This window comes from Oceanobacillus sojae (assembly GCF_007991515.1).
Lineage (GTDB): Bacteria > Bacillota > Bacilli > Bacillales > Amphibacillaceae > Oceanobacillus > Oceanobacillus sojae.
The window spans coordinates 41,030-62,625 of record NZ_BJYM01000015.1 but is presented as its reverse complement, the minus strand read 5'-3'; the positions used below and the strand labels follow the sequence as shown (position 1 = coordinate 62,625).

Here is a 21,596-nt window from a genome sequence, read left to right as displayed (position 1 = left end):
GGGTGAAGTATGTCTGAAGAAAAAATTTATTTTTACTATACAAACGATTTGCATAGTAATTTTGAACAGTGGCCAAGAGTAACAGCATTTTTAAAAGAGAAGCAAGACTTAAGAAAGCAAAATAAAGAAGCTTACTTTACGATGGATGTAGGAGATCATGTGGATCGGTCCCATCCTATTACAGAAGCCTCAAGTGGTCTGGCCAATGTAGAGTTATTAAATGAAGCAGGCTATGATATCGTGACGATTGGAAATAATGAGGGTATCACATTGTCCCATCAAGAATTATATCAATTATATGATAAGGCGGATTTTCAAGTTGTGTGCAGTAATTTATTTAGTATGGATGAGTTTACACCATTTTGGTTAAAACGTACGCATACATTTACAACAGAAAGCGGTATACGGATAGGAGTATTAGGCTTAACGGCTCCGTTTAATGCTTTTTATAATCTGCTTGACTGGAATGTAGAAAATGAATTTGACATTATTGAAAGCTATATAGAAGAATTAGCCAGAGAAACAGATATGATTATTCTGCTTTCACATTTAGGAATTTCAGTGGACCAGGAAATTTCGAGGAGATATCCGGATATTGATGTTATTATTGGCGGACATACGCATCACTTATTAGAAGAAGGTGAAGTGGTAAATCAGACCCTGATAACTGCAGCTGGGAAGCATTGTTACTATATGGGTGAAGTAGAGGTTATCTGGGATCATGAAAAGAAGCAGATTATCTCTAAAGAAGCGGATGCAGTAAGTTTAATAGACAGCGTAAAGGATTTGAAGACTGAAGAGCATCTGCAGCAATTATTGCAGCAGGCAAATCATTATTTGGATCAGGTAGTAGCAGTTGTGGAAGAGCCTCTTGAGGTAAAATGGTTTGGAGAAACGCCAATTATCCAATCTTTGACAAAAGTACTCAAAAGATGGACCAATGCAGATATCGCAATGCTGAATGCTGGGGTATTATTAGATTCACTGCCGGCTGGAGCAATTACAAAAGGAGATCTTCACCGGATTTGTCCGCATCCGATTAATCCTGTCCTTGTTGATTTAAGAGGAGATGAAATTGTAGAGACAGTCAGAGCATCGCTTTCTACCTCTTTTACAGAACTGAAATTAAAAGGATTTGGCTTTCGGGGAGAAATTTTAGGTAAAATGATTTTCTCTGGGATCAGGGTAGAGACAGCTTTTCATCGTAATGGTGATATTTATGTAAAGCAGGTTTATACAGAAAATGGTTACCCGATTAATCCAGATAAAACTTACTATGTTGCTACTGCGGATGTATTTACCCTTGGCCAGCTGCTACCGGAAATTGCCCGTTCTGCGAAAAAACAATATTTTGTACCAGAGTTTTTACGTGATCTATTAGCCTATGCTGTAAAGCAGTCTTAGACACTGTCACTTCCACTTGTGACGTTATCCCCCTTCTCTGCATACACTTATCACGAGAGAATAACAGAGGGGGGCTTTTTTTATGATTACGGTAGAACCTCTTGAGGTGGATGGAATTATTTTTACAGCAGTAAGTGTTGAGCTGCCAAAAACAACCTTATTAACGATTAGTAATGATATAGGGTACATTATGTGTGCAGCACTGGATGTTGATATTTTCAATGAAATACCTAAGCTGAAAGAAAGAAATGTCATTGCCGGCCGCGCAATGGGAGTAAGAACCATTGATCAATTGTTGAATGCGCCATTACAAAAGATTACAGATGCCTCTAAGGAGCATGGCTGGGAAGTAGGAATGACCGGAAAGGAAGCACTGCTTAAAATATCATAATATGTTTAAAGACAAAGAAAACACTTCTTTTATTCATGCTGCTTTAGTATGAAATGAAAGAAGTGTTTTTTATATTTCAATATCATGAAATGGTGTTTGTGTGTCCTCTTCTAATATTCTGAATGAGAAAAAATATTGCGTATATGTTAATCCGCTTTACATTGTTCTAATTCACTTCAACAGATGCATAAATTATAAAGGAGGGGGGTTGTTTCGTTGAGGTTTAAAAAACGGTATCGATATCGGCCAAGAAGAAAAAGAAGAATGCCTCCATCCCGGCGCTCCATTCTGATGCTGACATTTATCTTGTTTTTTGCAGCGGTTGGTTTCAGCTTTTACTTGATTAATGTTAAAATTGAACCGATTATTATTGATATTGCTAAACGAAAAGCAGATGAATTTGCAACAAGAGCGATTAATTCTGCTGTTAATTATGTAGAGGATTATGGATTTGAAGATATGGTTACAATCACATATGATAATGAAGGAAATTTTGTAACATATAACTGGAACCCGGCAGTCATCGGTGAAGTTAACAGAGTAGCTACAGACCGGGTTGAAGAATTTTTTACTTATGTAAATCGTGGAGAGCAGCTTGAATTTGAACATAATCTGCATGAACCAGATGACTATGAGGGTGGTGCAGAAGGAAGGGCTCAAGTAGATCCTACTTTGATTGAGATTCCTTTAGGGCAAATAACAGGGAATTCTGTATTAGCTAATTTAGGCCCAAAAATCCCAATTAATATGGAGGTTGTCGGAGCTGTACGGACGAATATTGTAGACAAAAAAGAAGAGTTTGGTATTAATGGAGCTTGGGTCTCTTTGTATATTAATGTAGAAGCTGATGTACAGATTATTGTGCCATTTACTTCAGAAGTAAGAACAGTACATACTGAACTTTATTTGGACGGAGGAGCAATTATGGGCAAAGTACCCGATTTTTATGGAGGAGATGGGAATGTTCCGAATATTGCCATTCCGAAAGATGATTTGCAGAAGGATTAAAGATGTAGTATAGTACAGTTTAGTTGAATAAAAACCTTATCAGATCGGTGAGGTAGAGGCGCAAATTATATAAGTATCCGGCAGGAGAATGACAACTGTGATTGCCGGAGAAAGGATAGTTTGCCGAAGTATATAAAGGGGTCGTACTTTATATTGCTGGCATATTACTGAAAAAGTACTATGCTGTCATGTAATAATTTACATGGAGAACTACTGATCGAAATGGAGGATAACGTGAATTGGTGAAACAATGGTAGGTTATTTTCTATCATTGTTTTTTTGCGTTCACAAGGAGATTTTCATCATTTTTTGCAGAAATTGCCTTGTCTGGTTTCCTTATTTCGAATCGGTTGTGAACGCGGGAGGAGATTATTAAATTGTTTTTATTCTCCGCGCGTCGTCAATCTAGCACAGGGATATTTATCCTGAGCCGGGAAATAAATAGATGGAGGTTTTAATATGGATGGTACATTTTGGTCGTTGATACCTGCAATTGTCATGCTGATATTAGTGGTGTTAACAAGAAAGGTTCTTATCTCAATAGGAACAGGGATTGTAGTAGGGGCATTATTATTAAGTAATTTTCATATAGGGGCAACATTAAAAGAAATATGGACTGTGTTCTATACTATTTTTTATGCAAATGGATCAATAGAAACCGGGAACCTATTATTAATTAGTTTTCTCCTTTTCTTAGGGGTGCTTACTGCATTTTTGCAGGCATCCGGCGGAGCAAAAGCTTTTGGGGACTGGATGCTGCAGCGTGTAAGGACACGTACCGGTGCAGAGCTGATGACTGCTGTTATTGGACTGATTATTTTTATAGACGATTATTTTAACAGCTTAGCAGTTGGACAAATTGCGAGACCTGTGACGGACAGACAAAATATTTCCCGTGCAAAACTGGCATACTATATCGATTCCAGTTCTGCTCCGGTTACAGTAATAGCACCAATATCAAGCTGGGGAGCTTATATTATTGGTATTTTAGGCAGTTTATTTGCAGTAAATGGTATTACAACAATTCAGCCGATTGAAGCATTTATACAAATGATACCTTTGAACTTTTATGCTATTGCTTCAATTATTTTAGTATTCATTGTAGCGTATTTTCATTTTGATATAGGTCCAATGTATACACATGAAAAAAGAGCAAGAGAAGAAGGAGAATTGCTTGATCCGAAAAGAAATCAAGTATCGGGAGATTTAGGCGATGTATTTGATCCGCATAGGGACGGGAAAGTTTTTCATCTAATTATTCCTATTATTGTATTATTTATTGTTACGGTGATTGCTATGATTGGAACAGGGGTAAGGGAAACAGAAGGCAGTGCATCCATCATAGACGCTTTTGCAAATACAGATGTCAATCTTTCCTTAATTATTGGCGGTGTCACAGCAGTTCTTACTTCAGTTATTTTTCATATGAAGCAGAGAAAACCTCGCTCAGATATGAGAAGAATTTTTGTAGAAGGCTTTAAAACAATGATTCCAGCAATTAATATTCTTATTCTTGCCTGGATGATCGGTTCTATTATTGGTGAATTAGGGACAGGAAGTTATTTAGCAGGCCTAGTAAATAACTCGTCTATTTCAGCAGATTATCTGCCGGCAATCTTATTTATTATTGCCGGATTAATGGCTTTAGCGACTGGATCATCATGGGGAACTTTTGGTATTATGCTTCCGATCGCGGCAGAAATTATGGCGAATACAGATATGGAATTATTTTTACCTGCCTTAGCGGCTGTGCTTGCTGGAGCAGTATTTGGAGATCATTGTTCACCGATTTCCGATACAACAGTTTTATCTGCAACTGGAGCAGGTGCACATCATATTGATCATGTTCTTACGCAGCTGCCGTATGCTTTCATTGCAGCATTTACAGCTTTAATCGGCTTCTTTGCTGTCGGACTTACCCATTCAACCTGGGTTGCTTTAGCTTTGACGGTTATTCTCTTGATAGGGATTGTCTGGTTTACACAGATATTATTTATTCAGAGAAAAAAGAAGGCATCTTAACGAAGGGCTTGGAATACATTTTAGTATTCCAAGCTTTTTGAATATCTTCTATTGTCATACAATATTTCTGCATAAGCTTTTGTACTAGGTGCTTTTTTATGTGATTTTTATCTTTCTATAATTAAATACTATAATTTCCATTATTGGATATTGACAAAAGTTGAGGAAGAGATATAATACAATTGAATAGTCTGAAAGTAATGATTTTTGTTATTATTCTCTTTTAAAAGCGCTTTCATTATGATTTACTTATTAAAAAGGAGGTTATCATGGATGGAAAATCGTTCACAATGGGGAACACGAGCCGGGTTTATAATGGCTGCTGTCGGATCAGCGATTGGTTTAGGAAATATATGGCGTTTTCCGGCAGTTGCTTATGAGAACGGTGGCGGAGCATTCTTTATACCTTATTTATTTGCTTTATTGACAGCAGGTATTCCTATTTTAATTATGGAATTTGCAATGGGTCAAAAGTATCGTGGATCTGCCCCTTTAACGTTTCGAAGAATTAATAAGAAAACAGAATTTATCGGATGGTGGGCAGTACTTGTCGCATTTGTCATTTCAACATACTATTCAGTGATTATTGCCTGGGCAATATCTTACTCTATCTTTTCTTTTAATCAAACTTGGGGAGCAGATACAGAAGGTTTTTTATTTGGAGAGTATCTGCAGTTAGCTGAAATTCCTGGTCAAATAGGCGGCTTGGTACCAGGCGTGTTAATTCCGCTGATTATTACCTGGCTGTTAGTACTTGGAATCTTATTCCGAGGTGTTAAAAAAGGAATTGAGGTTGCAAACCGTATTTTTATTCCTTTACTTCTTATTGTATTTCTTGTTGTTGTAATTAGAGCAGTCACTTTACCTGGTGCAATGGAAGGCTTGAATGCGTTTTTTACACCTGATTTCAGTCAAATTTTGTCACCAAGTGTATGGATTGCAGCATATGGACAAATTTTCTTTAGTTTATCTATTGCTTTTGCAATTATGATTACTTATTCAAGTTATTTGCCTAAAAAATCAGATATTACGAATAACGCATTTATTGTCGGGTTTGGAAATTCCGGTTTTGAGCTATTAGCTGGAATTGGTGTATTTGGAATATTAGGATTTATGGCCTCTTCAGCTGGTGTTAGTGTGGATGAAGTTGTAGCTGGAGGAGTTGGGCTTGCGTTTGTTGTATTCCCTGCTATTATTAATGAATTGCCGGCATTTAACGGGTTGTTCGGGGCGCTATTCTTTATATCGTTGACTCTTGCCGGAATAACATCCTTAATGTCTATTACTGAGACTTATGTAGCTGCATTGGTAGATAAATTCAAAATTTCAAGATCGAAAGCTGTTCTTTTTGGTGGAGGTCTTGCAGCACTACTTTCATTATTATACGCTTCTAAAGGCGGCTTATACTTCTTAGATAATATTGATTATTTTATTAATCAATTCGGTGTGGCCATGATCGGTCTTGTTGAAGTAGTCTTAATTGCCTGGATTCTTCGTAAAACCAATATGCTTAAAAATCATGCCAATGAAATTTCAGATATTCGTCTTGGTTCATGGTGGACGATCAGCATAGCTGTTATTACACCGATTGTAATGGGTTATATGATGTTTGGACTGTTTAAGCTGAATTTAATGAGAGAGTTTGACACAGACTCTGGGAATTATGAAAACTACTCCAATGCCTTTATAAATAATACGGGTTGGGCAGTAGTAGCCGGTGTATTAGTGCTTGGAGTTGTTCTGGCATCAATGAAATGGAAATCCAATGATTCGTTATCTGATTACGACGATAAATAGGAGGTAACATGCTTATGAGTGCTTCAGCAATTATTGTAATGATTATCGGTATCGTTATTATATGGGGAGGGTTAGCAGCCAGTATTTGGAATGCAGTTCAAAAAGGTAAAGGATAAGCTTTATAAAATTATTATTGTATTTAAAATATGGTGTGTACTCCGTTAAAAATAGGATACACACCATATTGCCAATACAAATTTAATTGTTATTTTTCTCCATACGTTCCCATTTCGAAATAAAAGGATAGGGATCAAATGAAAATTCACTGTACCCATTATCTTTGTACATGCCGTAATGAAGATGCGGAGGAAATTTACCGGATGTCCCCGGCGGGCCGTAACCTGTCGATCCGACACTGCCCAGTATATCGCCAGGCTGCACGACCTGACCAACTTTTATCTCTTCGTCAAATCCGCTCATATGTGCATAGTAATGATAAATATTATAAATGTCACGAATTCCGATACGCCAGCCTCCATATAAGTTCCAGCCCATCATTTCAACAACCCCATACGTTGTTGAGCGTACCGGAACCCCATAGGAAGCGAAAATATCTGTACCCTCATGAATTCGTAAGCCGCCAAATCCACGGCGGTCTCCCCATGTACTTCGGTAGCTGTAATTATAATTCGTATCCAGGGGGAAAGCCCGGTCTGTTAAATGAATATCACCAAATTTTTGAAACACTTTTGCGGTATTCATGATAGTCTGTACAGTTAAATCACGTTTATAATGCTCCCAAATTGCAATTTTTATATCATCCTCCTGTAAGCCATAGGATAAAATGTGATTTGCCATCGTATAGAGGATGTCTTCTGGATCATTAGAATCTGCTTGATTATCGTCATTCCCGTCCTTACCAATTCCGCCGAATTGCTTTATAATATCCTGTTCCGTTGATTTAGCAGCGTTTCCTAAACCAAACCATTCTGTCTCATCGAATTGAATTGAAATAACTTTTTCTTCTTCAGTGGAAGGGAGTGTATTCCGCTCGTAATTGTCCATCGCTGCGAAATAGTACCACGGGACTTGTGTAATTGTTTCTATTTTTTTAAATAAAGCCATTCTGTCTGTATATATTTGATTTTCTGGATCTGCTTGTACCAAAGAGGCTGTTTGAAAAATAAAAAAGAAACAAAGCATCATCAGTGTAACATTGCGAATTCTAACCAGATGAATCACCTCCTTATAAAATATAGATATTTTATTTCTCTTTAGTCGTCTTTCTTCATGGAATCAACGATTGTCTGAACCAATGGATCAATATCTAAGTCGTCATCCTCCATAACGGAATAATGCAGTGTTTCAATATTTTGAATTAAGCTTTTGTCGTCAGAAGCATGAATTGTATAGTAGCCGGGAAGGATGGATAGTGCTGTTTTTTCTGCATTTTTAATAGCTTCCTGTTTAGAAATATTATTAGATGCTTCAAATGCGATTAAAGCTTCTTCATCCGTCACCAATGTCGCCACTTCTTTAAAATCAGGGTTTTGTAGTAAAATACGGGTAATCATATCAGCCATTTCATTTCTGTCAACATGAATTGCTTTTGGTTCGGATTGATTATTCTGCTCAAATTCATCCTGTGTATAGCGGACAAAACCAAGCTGATCACGTGATGGCGAGTTAGTATTTGATTCCATCTCCGGCCTTCTGTTTTTTGGATCTAATGGATCTGATTCTGTATTGTTTTGGTCAGCTGCACAGCCTGCAAGTGTCATAAAAACAGTTAATACGATAATTCCTATTCCTTTGTTCATATTCATTTATCCTTTCTAAGATTTTTTGAACGCGGTTGAGCAAAGAGAACAGACATATTTTCTTTTGCTGCCGTTTTTTTTGGATTTTCTTTATATGTTAGTTTTAGAAAAGAAGCGTAATTCATGCAGGTAATTTTTTCTGGTTTTTCTAACTGTTTCTGTGATAAACTAAGAATAATTGAAAAGGAATGTAGGTGTCCTCTCATGATTGAATTAAATGGGAAAACATATGAATTAATTGAAGAAAATAAAAATGGCTTTGAAGCAGAGGCTATCAAGGAACGTTATTCTGAGGTTTTATCGAAATATGATTTTATTGTCGGAGATTGGGCTTATGAACAGCTGCGCCTAAAAGGGTTTTATCATGATAATCACGCCAAAGCCCCCATTGATGCTAAAATCAGCTGTTTTCAGGATTATATGTATGAATATTGCAATTTTGGCTGTGCCTATTTTGTTTTGAAAAAAGTGCAGAAATAAAAGAAGTTCAATATATCTTCTTATGATGGAATAAGAAGGCTTCTTGAACTTCTTTTTTTTATACCGTAATAAACGTTAATCTTCTTTCCCTAATGGATGCGCCCCGGGCGCTCTTCTCTGCAGCTTTTTATGCTGTTCTTTATCCGCATAGGTAAATGCACTGGTCCGCTGCTGGCCTTCTTCCCAATCTGTCGATTTTCCGGAAACTAAATCATTTTCACGAATATCTGATCCATAAGATCCTTCTGGAAACTCCTCTGGAATTAAAGCATCATGCTGTTTTTGAACTGTTGAGAGCTCTTGATAATCTTTTTTCGGCATCTTCATTTCCCTCCTTATAATTTCATTTTGTACAGATGGAGGGAAATAACGCCTACTAATAATTACCGTTCTTCCACCGGAGCTATTTTATATCCGCGAAAACGCTTAGTAAGTAATTTTCCAAGCCGGAAAATGGCGTCTTCATTTCCAGTCCCACTGATTATCTGTACTCCTATCGGCATGTTTTTCTCATCTTCACCAACAGGCACAGTAAGTGAAGGAAGTCCCCATACATTTGCGTATGCTGTATACGGCATATATTGCAAATATGTTTTCCGGATAGAAAAGATTTCTTTAAAAACCTGGCCATGCTCCAGCGCAGATTGATAATAAACAGGTAGAATCAGCAGGCGCTTATCTAAATATGTCTTTAACAGTTCATCTCCCTGCTGGAGAATATCAGTGATTTCCATGATTCTTTTTCGGGAAGGCTTGAACATTTTAGCTCCCATGATTGCCCAGGATAAATAAGGATGAACTTTTGTGCGCTGGTTCAGTTTTTCTCTTAAAAACGAGCGCAGTAAGCCGGAGCGGTCATTATTAAATGCTTCATTTTCAACTAATTTACTTCCATTGATGGACATCACTTCCTGCCAGATTAATGCACTATCTCTAAAATAAGGTGGCATAATCTGCTGGACATTATAAATTTTTTCAAGGAAATTCGCCAGCTGTCCTAATAATTGTCCTGTCTTTGTAGAAAGAGGGTAGCCGGGATTCAGCGGTAATATCTCTATTTTAAATTCACGCAAAGTTTGCGGCTTTACAGGCGAATGAGATAAAATTTCGTAGATAAGCTGCATATCCTGAACGGACTTTCCCATTGGCCCCACAGTAAGCATACGTTTTTGCAGGTCATGCTGAACCGCTGGGAAATGTCCTTCGACGGATACGGTAGCGTTGCCTGGCTTGAAGCCGATAACACCATTAAAATGCGCTGGAAAACGAATGGACCCGCCAACATCAGAACCAATACCAACTGCTGCGCCGCCAGCAGCCAGCAGTGCACCTTCTCCACCACTTGATCCGCCGGCAGTTTTAGTTGGATCCCAAGGGTTATTCGTTCTGCCATATAGTTTATTATCTGTCTCTTGACAAAAGCAAAGTGCAGGTGTATTGGTTTTTCCAAGAATAATGGCTCCCTCCTGCTTTAATTGATCTACAACTTCGGCATCCTCCTGGTAAATAAGATCCTGGCGATGCTCTAAGCCTCCTGTTGTCTTCATCCCTTTCACATGGAGGCATTCCTTGATACTGATTGGTACGCCATGTAATCTGCCTACAGATTTATTGTTTTGAAGCTGCTCATCTGCTTCATGTGCTTCTTGCAGCGCTTCAGAAAAACGGTCTTCCACAACAGCGTTGATAGAAGGATTAATTTCTTTAATTCGTTCTATAAAAACTGTCACAGCTTCTACTGAGGTAATTTGTTTCTTTTTTATTGCCGTTGCAATACTGCTTGCATCCATTTTTAAAATTTGTAGCTTTTCCAATGTGCATACGTCCCCTTAATTCTTATTAGACTTACTATACCATGTTTTTGAAAAAGAAGGATAAAATTCGTTTGTCTTCTTTATTTTCAATGAAAGTCCGGTGAAATTACTCTGGTAATTATGATATGATAATAGTATAGACGTTTTTGGAGGTATCAATAATGTATTTTGTAGATCAAGAAAAAATTAGGCGCACACTGATATTTATGACTGACATTTTAGATACATTGAGAAATCATTCCTATAAAAGCAAAATAGATTATCTGGCATTAGAGCGTATGGCGCATATTTTTATTGAAGGAACGCTGGACGTCGGGAATATGATGATAGACGGATTTATTATGAGAGATCCCGGCAGTTATGAGGATATTATTGATATTTTAGTGGATGAAAAAGTTATTCCTGTGGAGGAAGAGGGAGCTTATAAAGCGCTCATTCTCTGGCGGAAACCTTTAGTACATGATTACCAGACAATCGATCATAAAAGCTTAGAACAGTTTTTCAAAGAGAATTTAAATATATTCGTGCACTTTTCAGATTGGATTGATAAATATCTGCAGAATGAATTAGGCGTTGCAAATGCTTTTACTAATAAGTAACAAGCATGCTTAAAAAGGGGGCTTAAGCGGATGGGAAAACGTATCTCGACAAAGGATAAGATTATCCGGGTGCTGAAGGAACAGGGAACGTTAACAATGGATGCCATTATGGAGAACTTTGCTATTTCTGAGACAGCTGTCAGGAAACAGCTCCATACGCTTGTACAAGAGGGGTTTATTGAAGTACAGCAGCATAAAAAAGAGATTGGGCGGCCCTATCACACATATAGCCTGACAGAACAGAGCCAGGTACGTTTTCCCAATCGCTATAAAGAACTCTCGTTAGATTTGCTTCATGACTTAGAAGAATTACAGGGAAACCAGCTTATCAGTGATCTTCTTAAAAAACAATCAACCAAGGAAAAAGAACAATTAAAGAAGTATTTAGATAAGTATTCGACTACTGAAGAGAAAATAGCTGCTTTGAAGGATCTGCAGAACAAAAGCGGTTATATGTTTCAAGTGGAGAATAAGGGACGGGGTGGATTTCATTTAAATAATTTTCATTGTCCCTTTTTAGAAGTGGCAAAGGATTATCCGGTCATGTGCCAGCATGAAAAAGAAATGTACGAAGCTTTATTTCCGAATCAGGAAATAAAGACAAAATCATTGCTTGTTGACGGGGAGAAATGCTGTCAATGGAGAATTGCTGCAACCTCAGAGTGATTGATTAGACAGCATGGTATTATAAATTTCAATGGCGGAATAGAGATAGAGAGGTAATAACGTGAAAAACTATAAAGGGTATCTTATTGATTTAGATGGAACAATGTATAGAGGGAATGAGGTCATTCCCGAAGCTGTTCCATTTGTTCAGCAATTAGCAGACAGAAATATTCCCTATGTGTTTGTAACGAATAATTCTACTAAAAGTACCCAGGAAGTGGCTGAAAAGTTAAACAGATTAGGGATTAAGGCAGATCATAATCAGGTTGTTACAAGCAGTATGGCTACTGCAAAATATTTACAGGACCAGTCTGTAAAAACATGCTACTGTATTGGACAAAGTGGTTTGAAGGAGCCGATAAAGGAACATGGTATCCAATTGACAGACAGTACAGATGTGGATGCTGTTGTTGTAGGGTTAGACAGAGATATTAATTATAATAAGCTTGCGACAGCATGTATTGCTATCAGAAAAGGTGCACAGTTTATTTCCACCAACCGGGATCATGCCATTCCGACTGAAGCGGGAATGGGACCTGGTAATGGCGCTTTTACAGCATTGGTGCAAACCAGTACACAGCAAAATCCGGTTTTTATTGGAAAACCGGATACAATTATTATGAAAGAGGCATTAGATGTGCTTGGTTTTCCGAAAGAGGATGTTTTAATGGTGGGGGACAATTATCAAACGGATATCCAATCAGGATTTAATGCAGGTGTGGATACTCTATTTGTTCATACAGGAGTTACCTCTAAGGAAGAATTGGTGGCTTTTGAGGAACAACCGACCTATATAATTGAAAATTTATCAGAATGGACTTTTGAGTAATACAAAGGCATTCATATTCTATATAAAACAGAATATGAATGCTTTTCTTTTTTTATCCGTCCAGTTCCTCATGCTCGTTCTCTGCATCTCCATGAGCGAGACGGCTGGATGCTGCTGCAGCGATAGCACCAACGATGTCATCTAAGAATGTATGAATTTCGCCACTGCTTTTATCATTTAGTTTTTCTAAAATACCGGGCTTCTGTTTATCAATATAACCAAAATTAGTTAAGCCAATGGACCCGTATACATTAACAATAGATAAGGCAATTACTTCATCTATTCCATATAACCCTTCATCAATTTGAATTGTTTCCTGAAGCGGCTCGCTTAATAATTTCTTCTCTGCCAGCATGTCTAATTCAATACCCGTTATAACAGCATTTTGAACTTCTCTTTTGGTCAAAACACGATTCACGTTAAAACGGCATTTATCCATTGTTAAATCTGTATGATATTTTGATTGCAGATAGTATACCAATTCGGCAATATCATCTATTTTTACACCACGTTCTTTTAGCAATTGTCTTGCTCTTACTTCCAATTTTGTTTTACTTGTATATTTCGTCATTCTAAAACACACCTTTTTCGATTTAATATGATTGTATAGTCATTTCCTTCATATATTTAATATATACGATAAGGAGGAGTTTGTTGATGCCTATGTCAGAAATGCTCCGAAGTCAATATGCAATCCAGGTTGAAGGAAAGCAGTTCATTGAAGAGCGTGAAGGATATCAAAAAGAGCATTATATTTATTTTACCATTCCTGCTGGAAACAAGGAAATGATATTAATGGAGCAGGCAACTTTAGCATATTTCTTAAGAGAAAATGGAATGTCCTCTGTAGCTTACCCAATTCGTAATATCAACGGGGAATGGTTTACCAATAATGGAAATGGGCTTTGGATGGTTCTCGTATTAGAAGATTATTCACAGGCTTCAGTAAGTGAGAGTACAGGGAAAAAACTTGGAGATATTCACCGCATTGGCAGCAGTTTTCAGTATGAGCCTAAAGCTATATCCAGCTATGGTACATGGAGAAAGCTTTGGGAAGAAAAGCTTACTTTTTTTGAAGAAGAATTGACCAGGCAGGCAAAGGAAGAGGCAGCAAGCAGCTATTTATCGGAAGTAATGGATGTTTTACCATATATTGTTGGAATTAGCGAAAATGCTATTCAATATTTACGGGAAAGTGAGAAAGAACAGCGAATCTTACAAACGGATCAGGGAACAGTGGCTTTCTCCAGATGGAGTACTTTCGGGAAATCAATTATCTGGACAGATGAACTCGTGTATGATCATCCAACTCGGGACATTGCTGAATATATTCGTTTTTCTTTTTTGCATAATCGACCGGACACAGAAATTAATCAATTCTTAAATGATTATCAAAATTATCAGCCATTATCAGTGTTTGCATGGAGACTTATATTTGCGAGGTTATTCTTTCCGATACATCTTTATGATTTTTTAGAAGAAGGATTTCAGTATCAGGATTTTCAAAGATTAGAGCAATTGATAAAGCATCAGGAAGTGTACGAGAGGAGATTGGCAAGATTTTATGAAATGACGGGTGTAGATGTTTCCGATTGGCGGATTCCTATGATAAGCTGGTTGTAAGCAGTATCATCATAACTAGAACAGGAATTATCATTTATTCGCAGGAGGGAGAATACCAGTATGTCTAAACCAAAGGTCTACATTACCCGTAAAATTGATGAAAAATACTTACAAGCTTATCAGGACGAATTAGAGATTTGCATGTGGGAAAAAGAAGAGGAGCCTGTACCGAGAGAGACGCTTTTTAGAGAGATAGCAAATGCAGATGCTTTATTCGCGGTGTTAAGTGATTCTATTGATGAAGAGCTGTTATCAAAAGCTCCTCATTTAAAGATAGTTGCTAATATGGCTGTAGGCTACGATAATATTGATGTGGAAGCATGTAAAAAGCATCAAGTTGTTGTTGCGAACACTCCTGATGTTTTATCGGAAACAACTGCAGATTTAGGTTTTTCACTAATTATGGCTACTGCCAGACGTATCGTGGAAGCGGATGAATGGGTGAAGCAGGATAAGTGGCAGTCATGGGCCCCATTTTTCTTTGCAGGCACCGATATTTACGGGAAAACACTTGGAATTGTTGGAATGGGGAGAATTGGAGAAGCTATTGCTAAACGGGCAACTGGTTTTGACATGAATATACAGTACCATAATCGTTCCCGGAAAAAAGATGCAGAAGAACGATTAAATGCAAAGTATGTCAGCTTCGATGAACTTTTAGAGACTTCTGATTTTATTGTGACAGTTGTGCCACACACTAAAGAAACCGATAAATTATTTAATCAGGCTGTTTTTAAAAAAATGAAATCCAGTGCTATTTTTATAAATATTTCGCGCGGAAAAGTAGTGGACGAAGAAGCGTTAGCAGAGGCGCTTAAAACTGGGGAAATTCAGGCAGCGGGCCTGGATGTTTTTGATGAAGAGCCAATTAGAGCAAATCATCCGCTTGTTGGCTTGAAGAATACAGTATGCATCCCGCATATCGGCTCTGCCAGTGTAGAAACAAGAACAAAAATGGTTCGGCTCTGTCTGGATAATATTCAGGCAGTTGTCAAAGGGGAGCCTGCTGTTACACCAGTATCGTAAATAAAGGTAATAAAAAAACGGAGTGTCTCTATCAAGGCAAAAGAGCGCTCCGTTCTATATTAAATTCATTAAAAAACCTGTTCGATTTCTGTTACACCAGGAACCTCTGCCATAAGTGCGCGTTCAATTCCGGCTTTTAATGTAATGGTTGAACTTGGGCAATTGCCGCATGCTCCCATGAGACGTAATAAAACGACGCCATCATCATCAACGTCAACTAATTCTACATCCCCGCCATCACGTAATAAGAATGGACGAAGCTTGCTTAATACTTCTTGTACTTGTTCTTCCACAATAACCTACTCCTTTCCTACAAATCTATTATAACGCGATTAAACAAAAAAATCTATTTGAAAATGATTTTCAATTAGCTGGTTAATTATATTTTATCTTTTTCCTCTTATTTTGTAAAATAATTAATATAGGTATATGTTAAGAGATAGCATGACTCTGAAGGGAAGTGTAAAAGATGCCGGAAATAACGATAACAGTCTATGGAAGCGAACAAATCTGTGCCAGCTGTGTTGGCGCGCCGGGCTCCAAAGATACGTACGAATGGCTCCAGGCCGCCATTGGAAGAAAGTATGCTTCTGACGGTGTTCAATATAATTATATTGATATAAATCAACCGCAATCGGATTCTATTCATCAGGCGTATGTCGAAAAAATAATCGAAGAGGATCTTTTTTATCCTATCATATGGGTAAATGATAAAATGGTAGCTGAAGGTATTCCAACTTTAAAGCCGATCTATCAAGTATTAGATCAGCTTGGGTTAGAGATCAAAGAAGGATAAGCAGAAGAGGAGAGTAACGGATGAAAATACCCTTTACAAAAATGCATGGATTAGGAAACAATTATATCTATATTGATCTATTTCATACAGATTTACCAGAAGAACGACTGTCTGAATTAGCTGTTAAAATGTCAAATCCAAATACAGGGATTGGTTCAGACGGGATGATCCTGATTCATCCAGCAGAAAAAGCAGAAGTAGGAATGCGAATTTTTAATAAGGATGGTTCGGAAGGAATGAATTGCGGTAATGGGCTGCGCTGTACTGCAAAATATGTTTATGAGACAGGAATTGTAAATACAAAAGAATTTTCCATACAGACAAAAGCAAATGTTGTCCATGCTATTGTTAAAGTGAATAGAGATAAGGAAGTAGAAGAGGTTACTATTGATATGGGGGAGCCTATTTTACAAAGAGAGCAGATTCCAATGCTTGGAGAAGCAGGGACAAAAGTTATTAATGAGCCGTTTCAGATTGCTGATGAAATATTACATGTCACTGCTGTTTCAATGGGAAATCCGCATGTTGTAACGATGGTTGATGCTATTGATGAAGCGCCGCTGACAACGCTTGGCCCAATTATGGAAAAAGATGAACGGTTCCCTGAAGGTGTCAATGCAGAGTTTATTGAAGTTGTGTCTGACGAGGAATTACATTTCCGTGTGTGGGAACGCGGCTCAGGGATTACGGAAGCGTGTGGAACAGGAGCATGTGCAGCTGTTGTGGCTGCGACATTAAATAATAAAGTCACGAAAGGAAAAAAAGTAATTGTGCATTTAGCTGGCGGAGATTTGGTCATTGAATGGAAAGAAGATGATCATATCTGGATGACTGGCGGAGCAGAAACAATTGCATCAGGAATTTTCTACGCGTAGAATGAATTACTTGATTCTGACAAGTGCAGGTGTATACTAAGCTTATAGGATATACAAGGATAAAGGAGGTTCAGAAGATGATCATTGAACTGACTGATCGTGCAAGTGCACAGATTAAAGAAATGATGAAAGAAGAACCAGATCAATCACTTCTACGCTTTGGCGTAAAAGGTGGCGGGTGCAGCGGTCTATCCTATTCATTGGGCTTTGAAGATGAGGTTAATGAAGAATTGGATATTGTTGAAACCATTAATGATATTCCAATTGTTTTTTTTAATCAGGATATACCTATTATTAAGGGCACAAAGATTGATTATAAAGAGAATATGATGGGCGGAGGATTTAGTATTGATAATCCGAATGCCATTATATCCTGTGGGTGCGGTTCTTCCTTCCGTACTGCAGAGCATGCCGGAGCGCCCGGTGATTGTTAAAGGAGAAAAGGTTGGCAGAATTATTCTGCCAATCTTTCTTTTAATCCCTCAATAAAAGATAGATTTTCCCTATATTTGCTGCAGCATATCACCTCGGTAAAGGCAGACAGCTGCCTGCAATTTCCTTCCTTTTCAGCAATCCGTAAAAGAAAAACGTTTGAATGAAAAGGCTTCTTCATTCAAACGTTCTTAATCAAAACATTATATAGCTTCGGTATATTTATTAAAACATTGCTGTTGAGTGCTTTGGCTGAATCCTAGCTTTTGGATCGATGTAATTTTTGGCATTATTAATAGCTGTTGGCCCTTCGCCAAATCCAGTTGCAATCAGCTTGACTTTACCATCATACGTACAAATATCTCCTGCAGCATATATTCCTGGGATATTAGTCTCCATTTTGGAATTAACGACAATACTGTTTTTTTCAATTTCCAGACCCCAATCTTTGATTGGTCCAAGGCTGGAAATAAAGCCGTAGTTACAGATGACATCATCTACTTCTAATTCGACTAATTCTTCTCCTTTTATCTCCTGTAAGATAAGCTTTTCAATCTTTTCATTTGCAACAATTGCTGCTGGTGCAAATGGTGTGAGTTTTTCAACAGTGGATGCCTCTAGTTGCTCTACACTATGTTCATGTGCACGAAATTGATCGCGCCGGTGAATTAATGTTACTTTAGCAGCAGTTTTTTCCAGCATCAATGCCCAATCTACTGCTGAATCTCCTCCGCCTAAAATAGCAACATGCTTATCCTTATATTTATTCATATCCTTCACATAATAGTGTAAATTTCTACCTTCGTACGCTTCACTATCACCTACATTCAATCTTCTAGGCTGAAATGCACCATTGCCGGCAGTAATAATGATTGTTTTTGTCAGGTGAACTTCTCCAGTGTTTGAAATGAGACGAAAGCTGTCGTCTTCCAACCGTTCAACACTCTCAATAGCCTGTCCAAGTACAATCTCAGGGTCAAATAATTTTGCCTGTTCTTCCAATTGGTCAACAAGCTCCTGTGCACGAACTTTTGGAAACCCTGCAACATCATATATATATTTCTCCGGATATAGTGCTGTCAATTGACCTCCGATATGAGGCAGGCTTTCAATTATTTTAACACTAGCTTGACGCATGCCGCCGTAAAAGGCTGTGAATAAGCCAGTGGGTCCAGCTCCAATGATTGTTACATCAAAAACTTTCTCCATAAAATACCTCTTTTCTTTCTAGACGTTTACCAATCCTATGGTATCATAAACTCGTTTTTGTTTGTATTAAATCGCTTCAAAAGGAAGGATAATTCAAAGATATCTTATTTTGACAATTTAATACTCTTTGCATGTCTTCACTTTTTCTTCATAAGTATAGATAAAAAAGAGATTTTAAAGCTTGCTATTTTTTATCAGAGCATTTAAGATAAGTTAGTGATTATTACAGTTTGATTACAAAATGAAGTTATTTATATGACAAAAATATTTTGGTAAGAATTATATTAATTAATAGGAGTAGTGAAAAACCATGAATAAACCGCATATTGTAATATTAGGAGCGGGTTATGGAGGTATAATGACAGCAGTAAAGCTTCAGAAGCAGCTTGGACAGAATGAAGCCGAAATCACGTTAGTGCATAAATATGACTATCATTTCCAAACAAGCTGTTTACATGAGAATGCTGCTGGTACTCTGCATCAAGATAGCTCTAAAATAAAAATAAAAGATATCATCAATCGTTCAAAAATAAATTTTATAATAGATGAAGTTGTTTCAATCAAACGGGAAGCCAAAAAGATTAAGCTTAAAAATAGAAAGCTTCATTATGATTTACTCGTAATTGGAATGGGGCCTGAGCCAAATACGGAGGGGATTCCAGGACTGAATGAGTATACTTATTCTATCACAGATATTAACAGTGCCCGTTTTATTCGTGAACATATAGAATACAATTTTGCCAGCTATGCCAATGATATTAAAAAGGATGAGAGCAAATTAAATATTGTGATTGGTGGCGGAGGGATTCTTGGTGTTGAATTTGCCGGGGAGCTTATCAATCAGATCCCGGTTATGTGTAGAGAATATGATGTTGAGAAAACACTGGTGCATCTATATATGCTTGAAGAAAATACTTCTTTGCTGCAGAAGTTTGATGAGGATTTGGCACATTATGCAATCACTTCTTTACAATCCAGAGGAGTAGAAATTATCCATCAGGCTAAACTGAAAGAGTGCCAGGATAACAAGGTGATATATGAAGTGGAAGGGAAAGAACATGTTATTGCTTCTCACACTTTTATTTGGACCGGCGGAGTACAAGCTAATCCAGTATTTGAAAAATCTGGACTAAACTTAAAAAATAAAAGAATAGAAGTATATTCAAATATGCTGTCTACCAAAGATGATTCGATATTCGTTGTCGGAGATTGTGCATATACTGCGAATGAAAATGGAGAAGAAATCCTTCCTACTGCAAAAAAAGCCATAGGGGAGGCAGCTGTTGTTGCAAGAAATATCTCTTTGAGGCTAAAGAATAAAGAACTTACTTCCTGTCAGCCGGTTAAGCAAGGTATGCTTGCAACCTTAGGAAGGGATGACGGGGTAGCGACGATACAGAATCATAAGGTATTCGGCTGGAAAGCAGTATTAATAAAACGAATTTCTGACAATCATTATTTATATAAATTAGGCGGTTGGAATTTGCTGTTGAAGAAGGGGAATTTTCATTTATTATAGAGGATGTTCAAAAAGTCCAAAAAAGATGACACGGCGAATTTCTGCGTTGACGAAGATTTTTCAATGGGGCTGCGATTACTCGCCCCACCAAAAGCGTTACTCACGTATTATAAAGCATACGATCCGTTTGAAAAATCTTCGTCGCCTTGAACTTTCGACGCATAGGACGTGCTAGTGTTGGCCTTGCAACAAATGTCCTCGGTGGGGTGAGTAATCGCAACCCCAGGACGTTGCGACCTTAGCCGACTGGTCCTAATTATCGGACTTTTTGAACACGCACTTATAGAAATATATTGACAAAAAAGCGAAGCTTGGCAGATGCTGCTTTGCTTTTTTGCAGTTTTAAGATAAAATGTCCCTTGTATGCATCCTAAGAAAGGACGGAGGGAAGAGAATGGTTCAACTTGTTGTTTCTGTTGTATTGTATTTTGTTATATTTTTTGGCATTGCATTTATTTTAAATATGTTATTAAGAAAAACATGGCTGATGGCATGTTTATTTCCTATAGTAATGATTTTTATTATAGATAATGTTTCTTTTATTAGCTATTTTACAAGTACCGGGGAATCCTTTTCAGCACTTGGAGATCGAATTGTCGGCTTAACTATTGCTGATATTGTGATTTTATTATCTGGTTTTATTGGTACAATTGTATCGGGCTTTGTTATTCGCTTTTTAAGGAAAAGCGGCTACCAAATGTTTTAAAAAATAAATTACATAAAAATAAAGAAAGCCAGTGCCGCTAGGTATTGGCTTTCTTTATTTAATAAGAAAAGAGCGGAGCAAGGGAAAAAGCAATAATAATCCCTGTAATTGCACCAAAAAATACTTCTATTGGCTGGTGTCCAAGTAATTCCTTTAGTTCTTGTATTTTTTCGTTTTCTTTCTTTTTACTCCAGCCTTTGGCACTGGAGGTTATTAGTTGAAAATCGCGAACCAGCTGATTAATAACAATGGCCTGTTCACCCGCCTGTCTGCGGACTCCGGAAGCATCAAACATTGTAATCACACTAAATATACAAGCCAGCGCAAATACACTTGATGATACACCCTCTACAATACCGATGGCAGTTGCTAAAGAAGTAACTGCTGCAGAGTGGCTGCTGGGCATTCCTCCTGTACTGAAAGCAAGTCCAGGTTGAAATTCCTTTGTGAAAATCAGCTTAATAGGTATCTTTATAACTTGCGCAAATACAATAGCAATCAGTGCAGCCCATAATGGGAAATTCGTCAATAATGTCATGAATGAGGGTACTTCCTTCCTGACTAACGCATCAATTTTCTGTTATTTTACCATAGTCTGTATCATAATAAAAGAAAGGATCAGGAACCAACAGGAATATGC

At 37.6% G+C, this 21,596-nt stretch carries 25 protein-coding genes and 1 riboswitch; of the genes, 17 read left to right on the top strand and 8 right to left on the bottom strand.

The features are described 5' to 3' along the window. Nucleotides 1-9 precede the first annotated feature (9 nt). The 6 genes from OSO01_RS16910 (at nt 10) to OSO01_RS16885 (ending at nt 6,738) form a co-directional block, all read left to right on the top strand. Nucleotides 10-1,404: a bifunctional metallophosphatase/5'-nucleotidase gene (locus OSO01_RS16910; protein WP_147211623.1), complete on the top strand. Its 1,395-nt coding sequence runs from the start codon at nt 10-12 to the stop codon at nt 1,402-1,404. An 82-nt stretch (nt 1,405-1,486) separates the two neighbouring features. Continuing rightward, complete coding sequence (locus OSO01_RS16905; protein WP_077602119.1) at nt 1,487-1,795, top strand: YunC family protein; 309 nt, start codon at nt 1,487-1,489, stop codon at nt 1,793-1,795. Between the two features lie 216 nt (nt 1,796-2,011). Continuing rightward, on the top strand, nt 2,012-2,803 hold the full coding sequence (gene yunB, locus OSO01_RS16900) for a sporulation protein YunB (RefSeq protein ID WP_246145195.1): 792 nt from the start codon (nt 2,012-2,014) through the stop codon (nt 2,801-2,803). Between the two features lie 45 nt (nt 2,804-2,848). Further along, nucleotides 2,849-3,024, top strand: a riboswitch (Lysine riboswitch). Between the two features lie 238 nt (nt 3,025-3,262). Then, a complete protein-coding gene (locus tag OSO01_RS16895) occupies nt 3,263-4,825 on the top strand; it encodes a Na+/H+ antiporter NhaC family protein (protein WP_147211622.1) in 1,563 nt (520 codons plus the stop codon). A 273-nt stretch (nt 4,826-5,098) separates the two neighbouring features. Continuing rightward, nucleotides 5,099-6,622 carry a sodium-dependent transporter gene (locus OSO01_RS16890; RefSeq protein WP_147211621.1) on the top strand — a complete coding sequence of 508 codons (1,524 nt, stop codon included), beginning with the start codon at nt 5,099-5,101 and terminating at the stop codon, nt 6,620-6,622. Nucleotides 6,623-6,636: 14 nt separating this feature from the next. Beyond that, a complete protein-coding gene (locus tag OSO01_RS16885; protein WP_147211620.1) occupies nt 6,637-6,738 on the top strand; it encodes a methionine/alanine import family NSS transporter small subunit in 102 nt (33 codons plus the stop codon). An 82-nt stretch (nt 6,739-6,820) separates the two neighbouring features. On the opposite strand, the gene OSO01_RS16880 is transcribed toward OSO01_RS16885, so the two are convergent. Then, nucleotides 6,821-7,768 (bottom strand): M23 family metallopeptidase, encoded by a 948-nt coding sequence (locus OSO01_RS16880; RefSeq protein ID WP_147211690.1) that lies wholly within the window; start codon nt 7,766-7,768, stop codon nt 6,821-6,823. A gap of 68 nt (nt 7,769-7,836) precedes the next feature. Continuing rightward, on the bottom strand, nt 7,837-8,382 hold the full coding sequence (locus OSO01_RS16875) for a YhcN/YlaJ family sporulation lipoprotein (protein WP_246145194.1): 546 nt from the start codon (nt 8,380-8,382) through the stop codon (nt 7,837-7,839). Nucleotides 8,383-8,586: 204 nt separating this feature from the next. On the opposite strand from OSO01_RS16875, the gene OSO01_RS16870 reads away from it, so the two are divergent. Then, nucleotides 8,587-8,862, top strand: a complete 276-nt coding sequence (locus OSO01_RS16870) for a YutD family protein (RefSeq protein ID WP_077602125.1) — start codon at nt 8,587-8,589, stop codon at nt 8,860-8,862. 75 nt (nt 8,863-8,937) lie between these two features. On the opposite strand, the gene OSO01_RS16865 is transcribed toward OSO01_RS16870, so the two are convergent. Beyond that, nucleotides 8,938-9,183, bottom strand: coding sequence for a hypothetical protein (locus OSO01_RS16865; RefSeq protein WP_147211618.1), 246 nt, complete (start codon nt 9,181-9,183; stop codon nt 8,938-8,940). Nucleotides 9,184-9,245: 62 nt separating this feature from the next. Beyond that, nucleotides 9,246-10,676: an amidase gene (locus OSO01_RS16860; protein WP_147211617.1), complete on the bottom strand. Its 1,431-nt coding sequence runs from the start codon at nt 10,674-10,676 to the stop codon at nt 9,246-9,248. A 161-nt stretch (nt 10,677-10,837) separates the two neighbouring features. Between OSO01_RS16860 and OSO01_RS16855 the strand changes: the two genes are divergently transcribed. From OSO01_RS16855 to nucF, 3 genes are all read left to right on the top strand, one after another. Then, complete coding sequence (locus OSO01_RS16855; protein ID WP_147211616.1) at nt 10,838-11,275, top strand: DUF86 domain-containing protein; 438 nt, start codon at nt 10,838-10,840, stop codon at nt 11,273-11,275. Nucleotides 11,276-11,305: 30 nt separating this feature from the next. Then, nucleotides 11,306-11,941: a helix-turn-helix transcriptional regulator gene (locus OSO01_RS16850; protein ID WP_147211615.1), complete on the top strand. Its 636-nt coding sequence runs from the start codon at nt 11,306-11,308 to the stop codon at nt 11,939-11,941. Nucleotides 11,942-12,002: 61 nt separating this feature from the next. Continuing rightward, on the top strand, nt 12,003-12,770 hold the full coding sequence (gene nucF, locus OSO01_RS16845) for a 5' nucleotidase NucF (protein ID WP_147211614.1): 768 nt from the start codon (nt 12,003-12,005) through the stop codon (nt 12,768-12,770). 52 nt (nt 12,771-12,822) lie between these two features. Here nucF and OSO01_RS16840 read toward each other — a convergent pair whose 3' ends face one another. Beyond that, a complete protein-coding gene (locus tag OSO01_RS16840) occupies nt 12,823-13,341 on the bottom strand; it encodes a phosphatidylglycerophosphatase A family protein (protein ID WP_147211613.1) in 519 nt (172 codons plus the stop codon). Nucleotides 13,342-13,427: 86 nt separating this feature from the next. On the opposite strand from OSO01_RS16840, the gene OSO01_RS16835 reads away from it, so the two are divergent. Beyond that, nucleotides 13,428-14,393, top strand: coding sequence for a YutH/CotS family kinase-like spore coat protein (locus OSO01_RS16835; RefSeq protein WP_147211612.1), 966 nt, complete (start codon nt 13,428-13,430; stop codon nt 14,391-14,393). A gap of 60 nt (nt 14,394-14,453) precedes the next feature. Beyond that, nucleotides 14,454-15,419 (top strand): 2-hydroxyacid dehydrogenase, encoded by a 966-nt coding sequence (locus tag OSO01_RS16830; protein WP_147211611.1) that lies wholly within the window; start codon nt 14,454-14,456, stop codon nt 15,417-15,419. A gap of 68 nt (nt 15,420-15,487) precedes the next feature. Here OSO01_RS16830 and OSO01_RS16825 read toward each other — a convergent pair whose 3' ends face one another. Further along, the gene (locus OSO01_RS16825; RefSeq protein ID WP_040979025.1) at nt 15,488-15,712 is read right to left on the bottom strand and encodes a NifU family protein; all 225 of its coding nucleotides are present in this window, start codon (nt 15,710-15,712) and stop codon (nt 15,488-15,490) included. 176 nt (nt 15,713-15,888) lie between these two features. Between OSO01_RS16825 and OSO01_RS16820 the strand changes: the two genes are divergently transcribed. The 3 genes from OSO01_RS16820 (at nt 15,889) to OSO01_RS16810 (ending at nt 17,524) form a co-directional block, all read left to right on the top strand. Beyond that, nucleotides 15,889-16,215, top strand: a complete 327-nt coding sequence (locus tag OSO01_RS16820; protein WP_147211610.1) for a YuzD family protein — start codon at nt 15,889-15,891, stop codon at nt 16,213-16,215. Nucleotides 16,216-16,235: 20 nt separating this feature from the next. Next, entirely contained in the window at nt 16,236-17,090 is an 855-nt protein-coding gene (dapF, locus tag OSO01_RS16815) for a diaminopimelate epimerase (protein WP_147211609.1), read from the top strand. Between the two features lie 77 nt (nt 17,091-17,167). Next, a complete protein-coding gene (locus OSO01_RS16810) occupies nt 17,168-17,524 on the top strand; it encodes a HesB/IscA family protein (RefSeq protein WP_147211608.1) in 357 nt (118 codons plus the stop codon). A 223-nt stretch (nt 17,525-17,747) separates the two neighbouring features. Here the strand turns inward: OSO01_RS16810 and OSO01_RS16805 are convergent, their stop codons facing one another. After that, entirely contained in the window at nt 17,748-18,731 is a 984-nt protein-coding gene (locus OSO01_RS16805) for an NAD(P)/FAD-dependent oxidoreductase (protein WP_147211607.1), read from the bottom strand. A 310-nt stretch (nt 18,732-19,041) separates the two neighbouring features. On the opposite strand from OSO01_RS16805, the gene OSO01_RS16800 reads away from it, so the two are divergent. Both OSO01_RS16800 and OSO01_RS16795 read left to right on the top strand, forming a co-directional pair. Beyond that, the gene (locus OSO01_RS16800) at nt 19,042-20,250 is read left to right on the top strand and encodes an NAD(P)/FAD-dependent oxidoreductase (RefSeq protein ID WP_147211606.1); all 1,209 of its coding nucleotides are present in this window, start codon (nt 19,042-19,044) and stop codon (nt 20,248-20,250) included. Nucleotides 20,251-20,644: 394 nt separating this feature from the next. Beyond that, nucleotides 20,645-20,956, top strand: a complete 312-nt coding sequence (locus tag OSO01_RS16795) for a YuiB family protein (protein ID WP_147211605.1) — start codon at nt 20,645-20,647, stop codon at nt 20,954-20,956. A gap of 58 nt (nt 20,957-21,014) precedes the next feature. Here OSO01_RS16795 and OSO01_RS16790 read toward each other — a convergent pair whose 3' ends face one another. After that, nucleotides 21,015-21,494 (bottom strand): divergent PAP2 family protein, encoded by a 480-nt coding sequence (locus tag OSO01_RS16790; RefSeq protein ID WP_147211604.1) that lies wholly within the window; start codon nt 21,492-21,494, stop codon nt 21,015-21,017. Between the last annotated feature and the right edge of the window lie 102 nt (nt 21,495-21,596).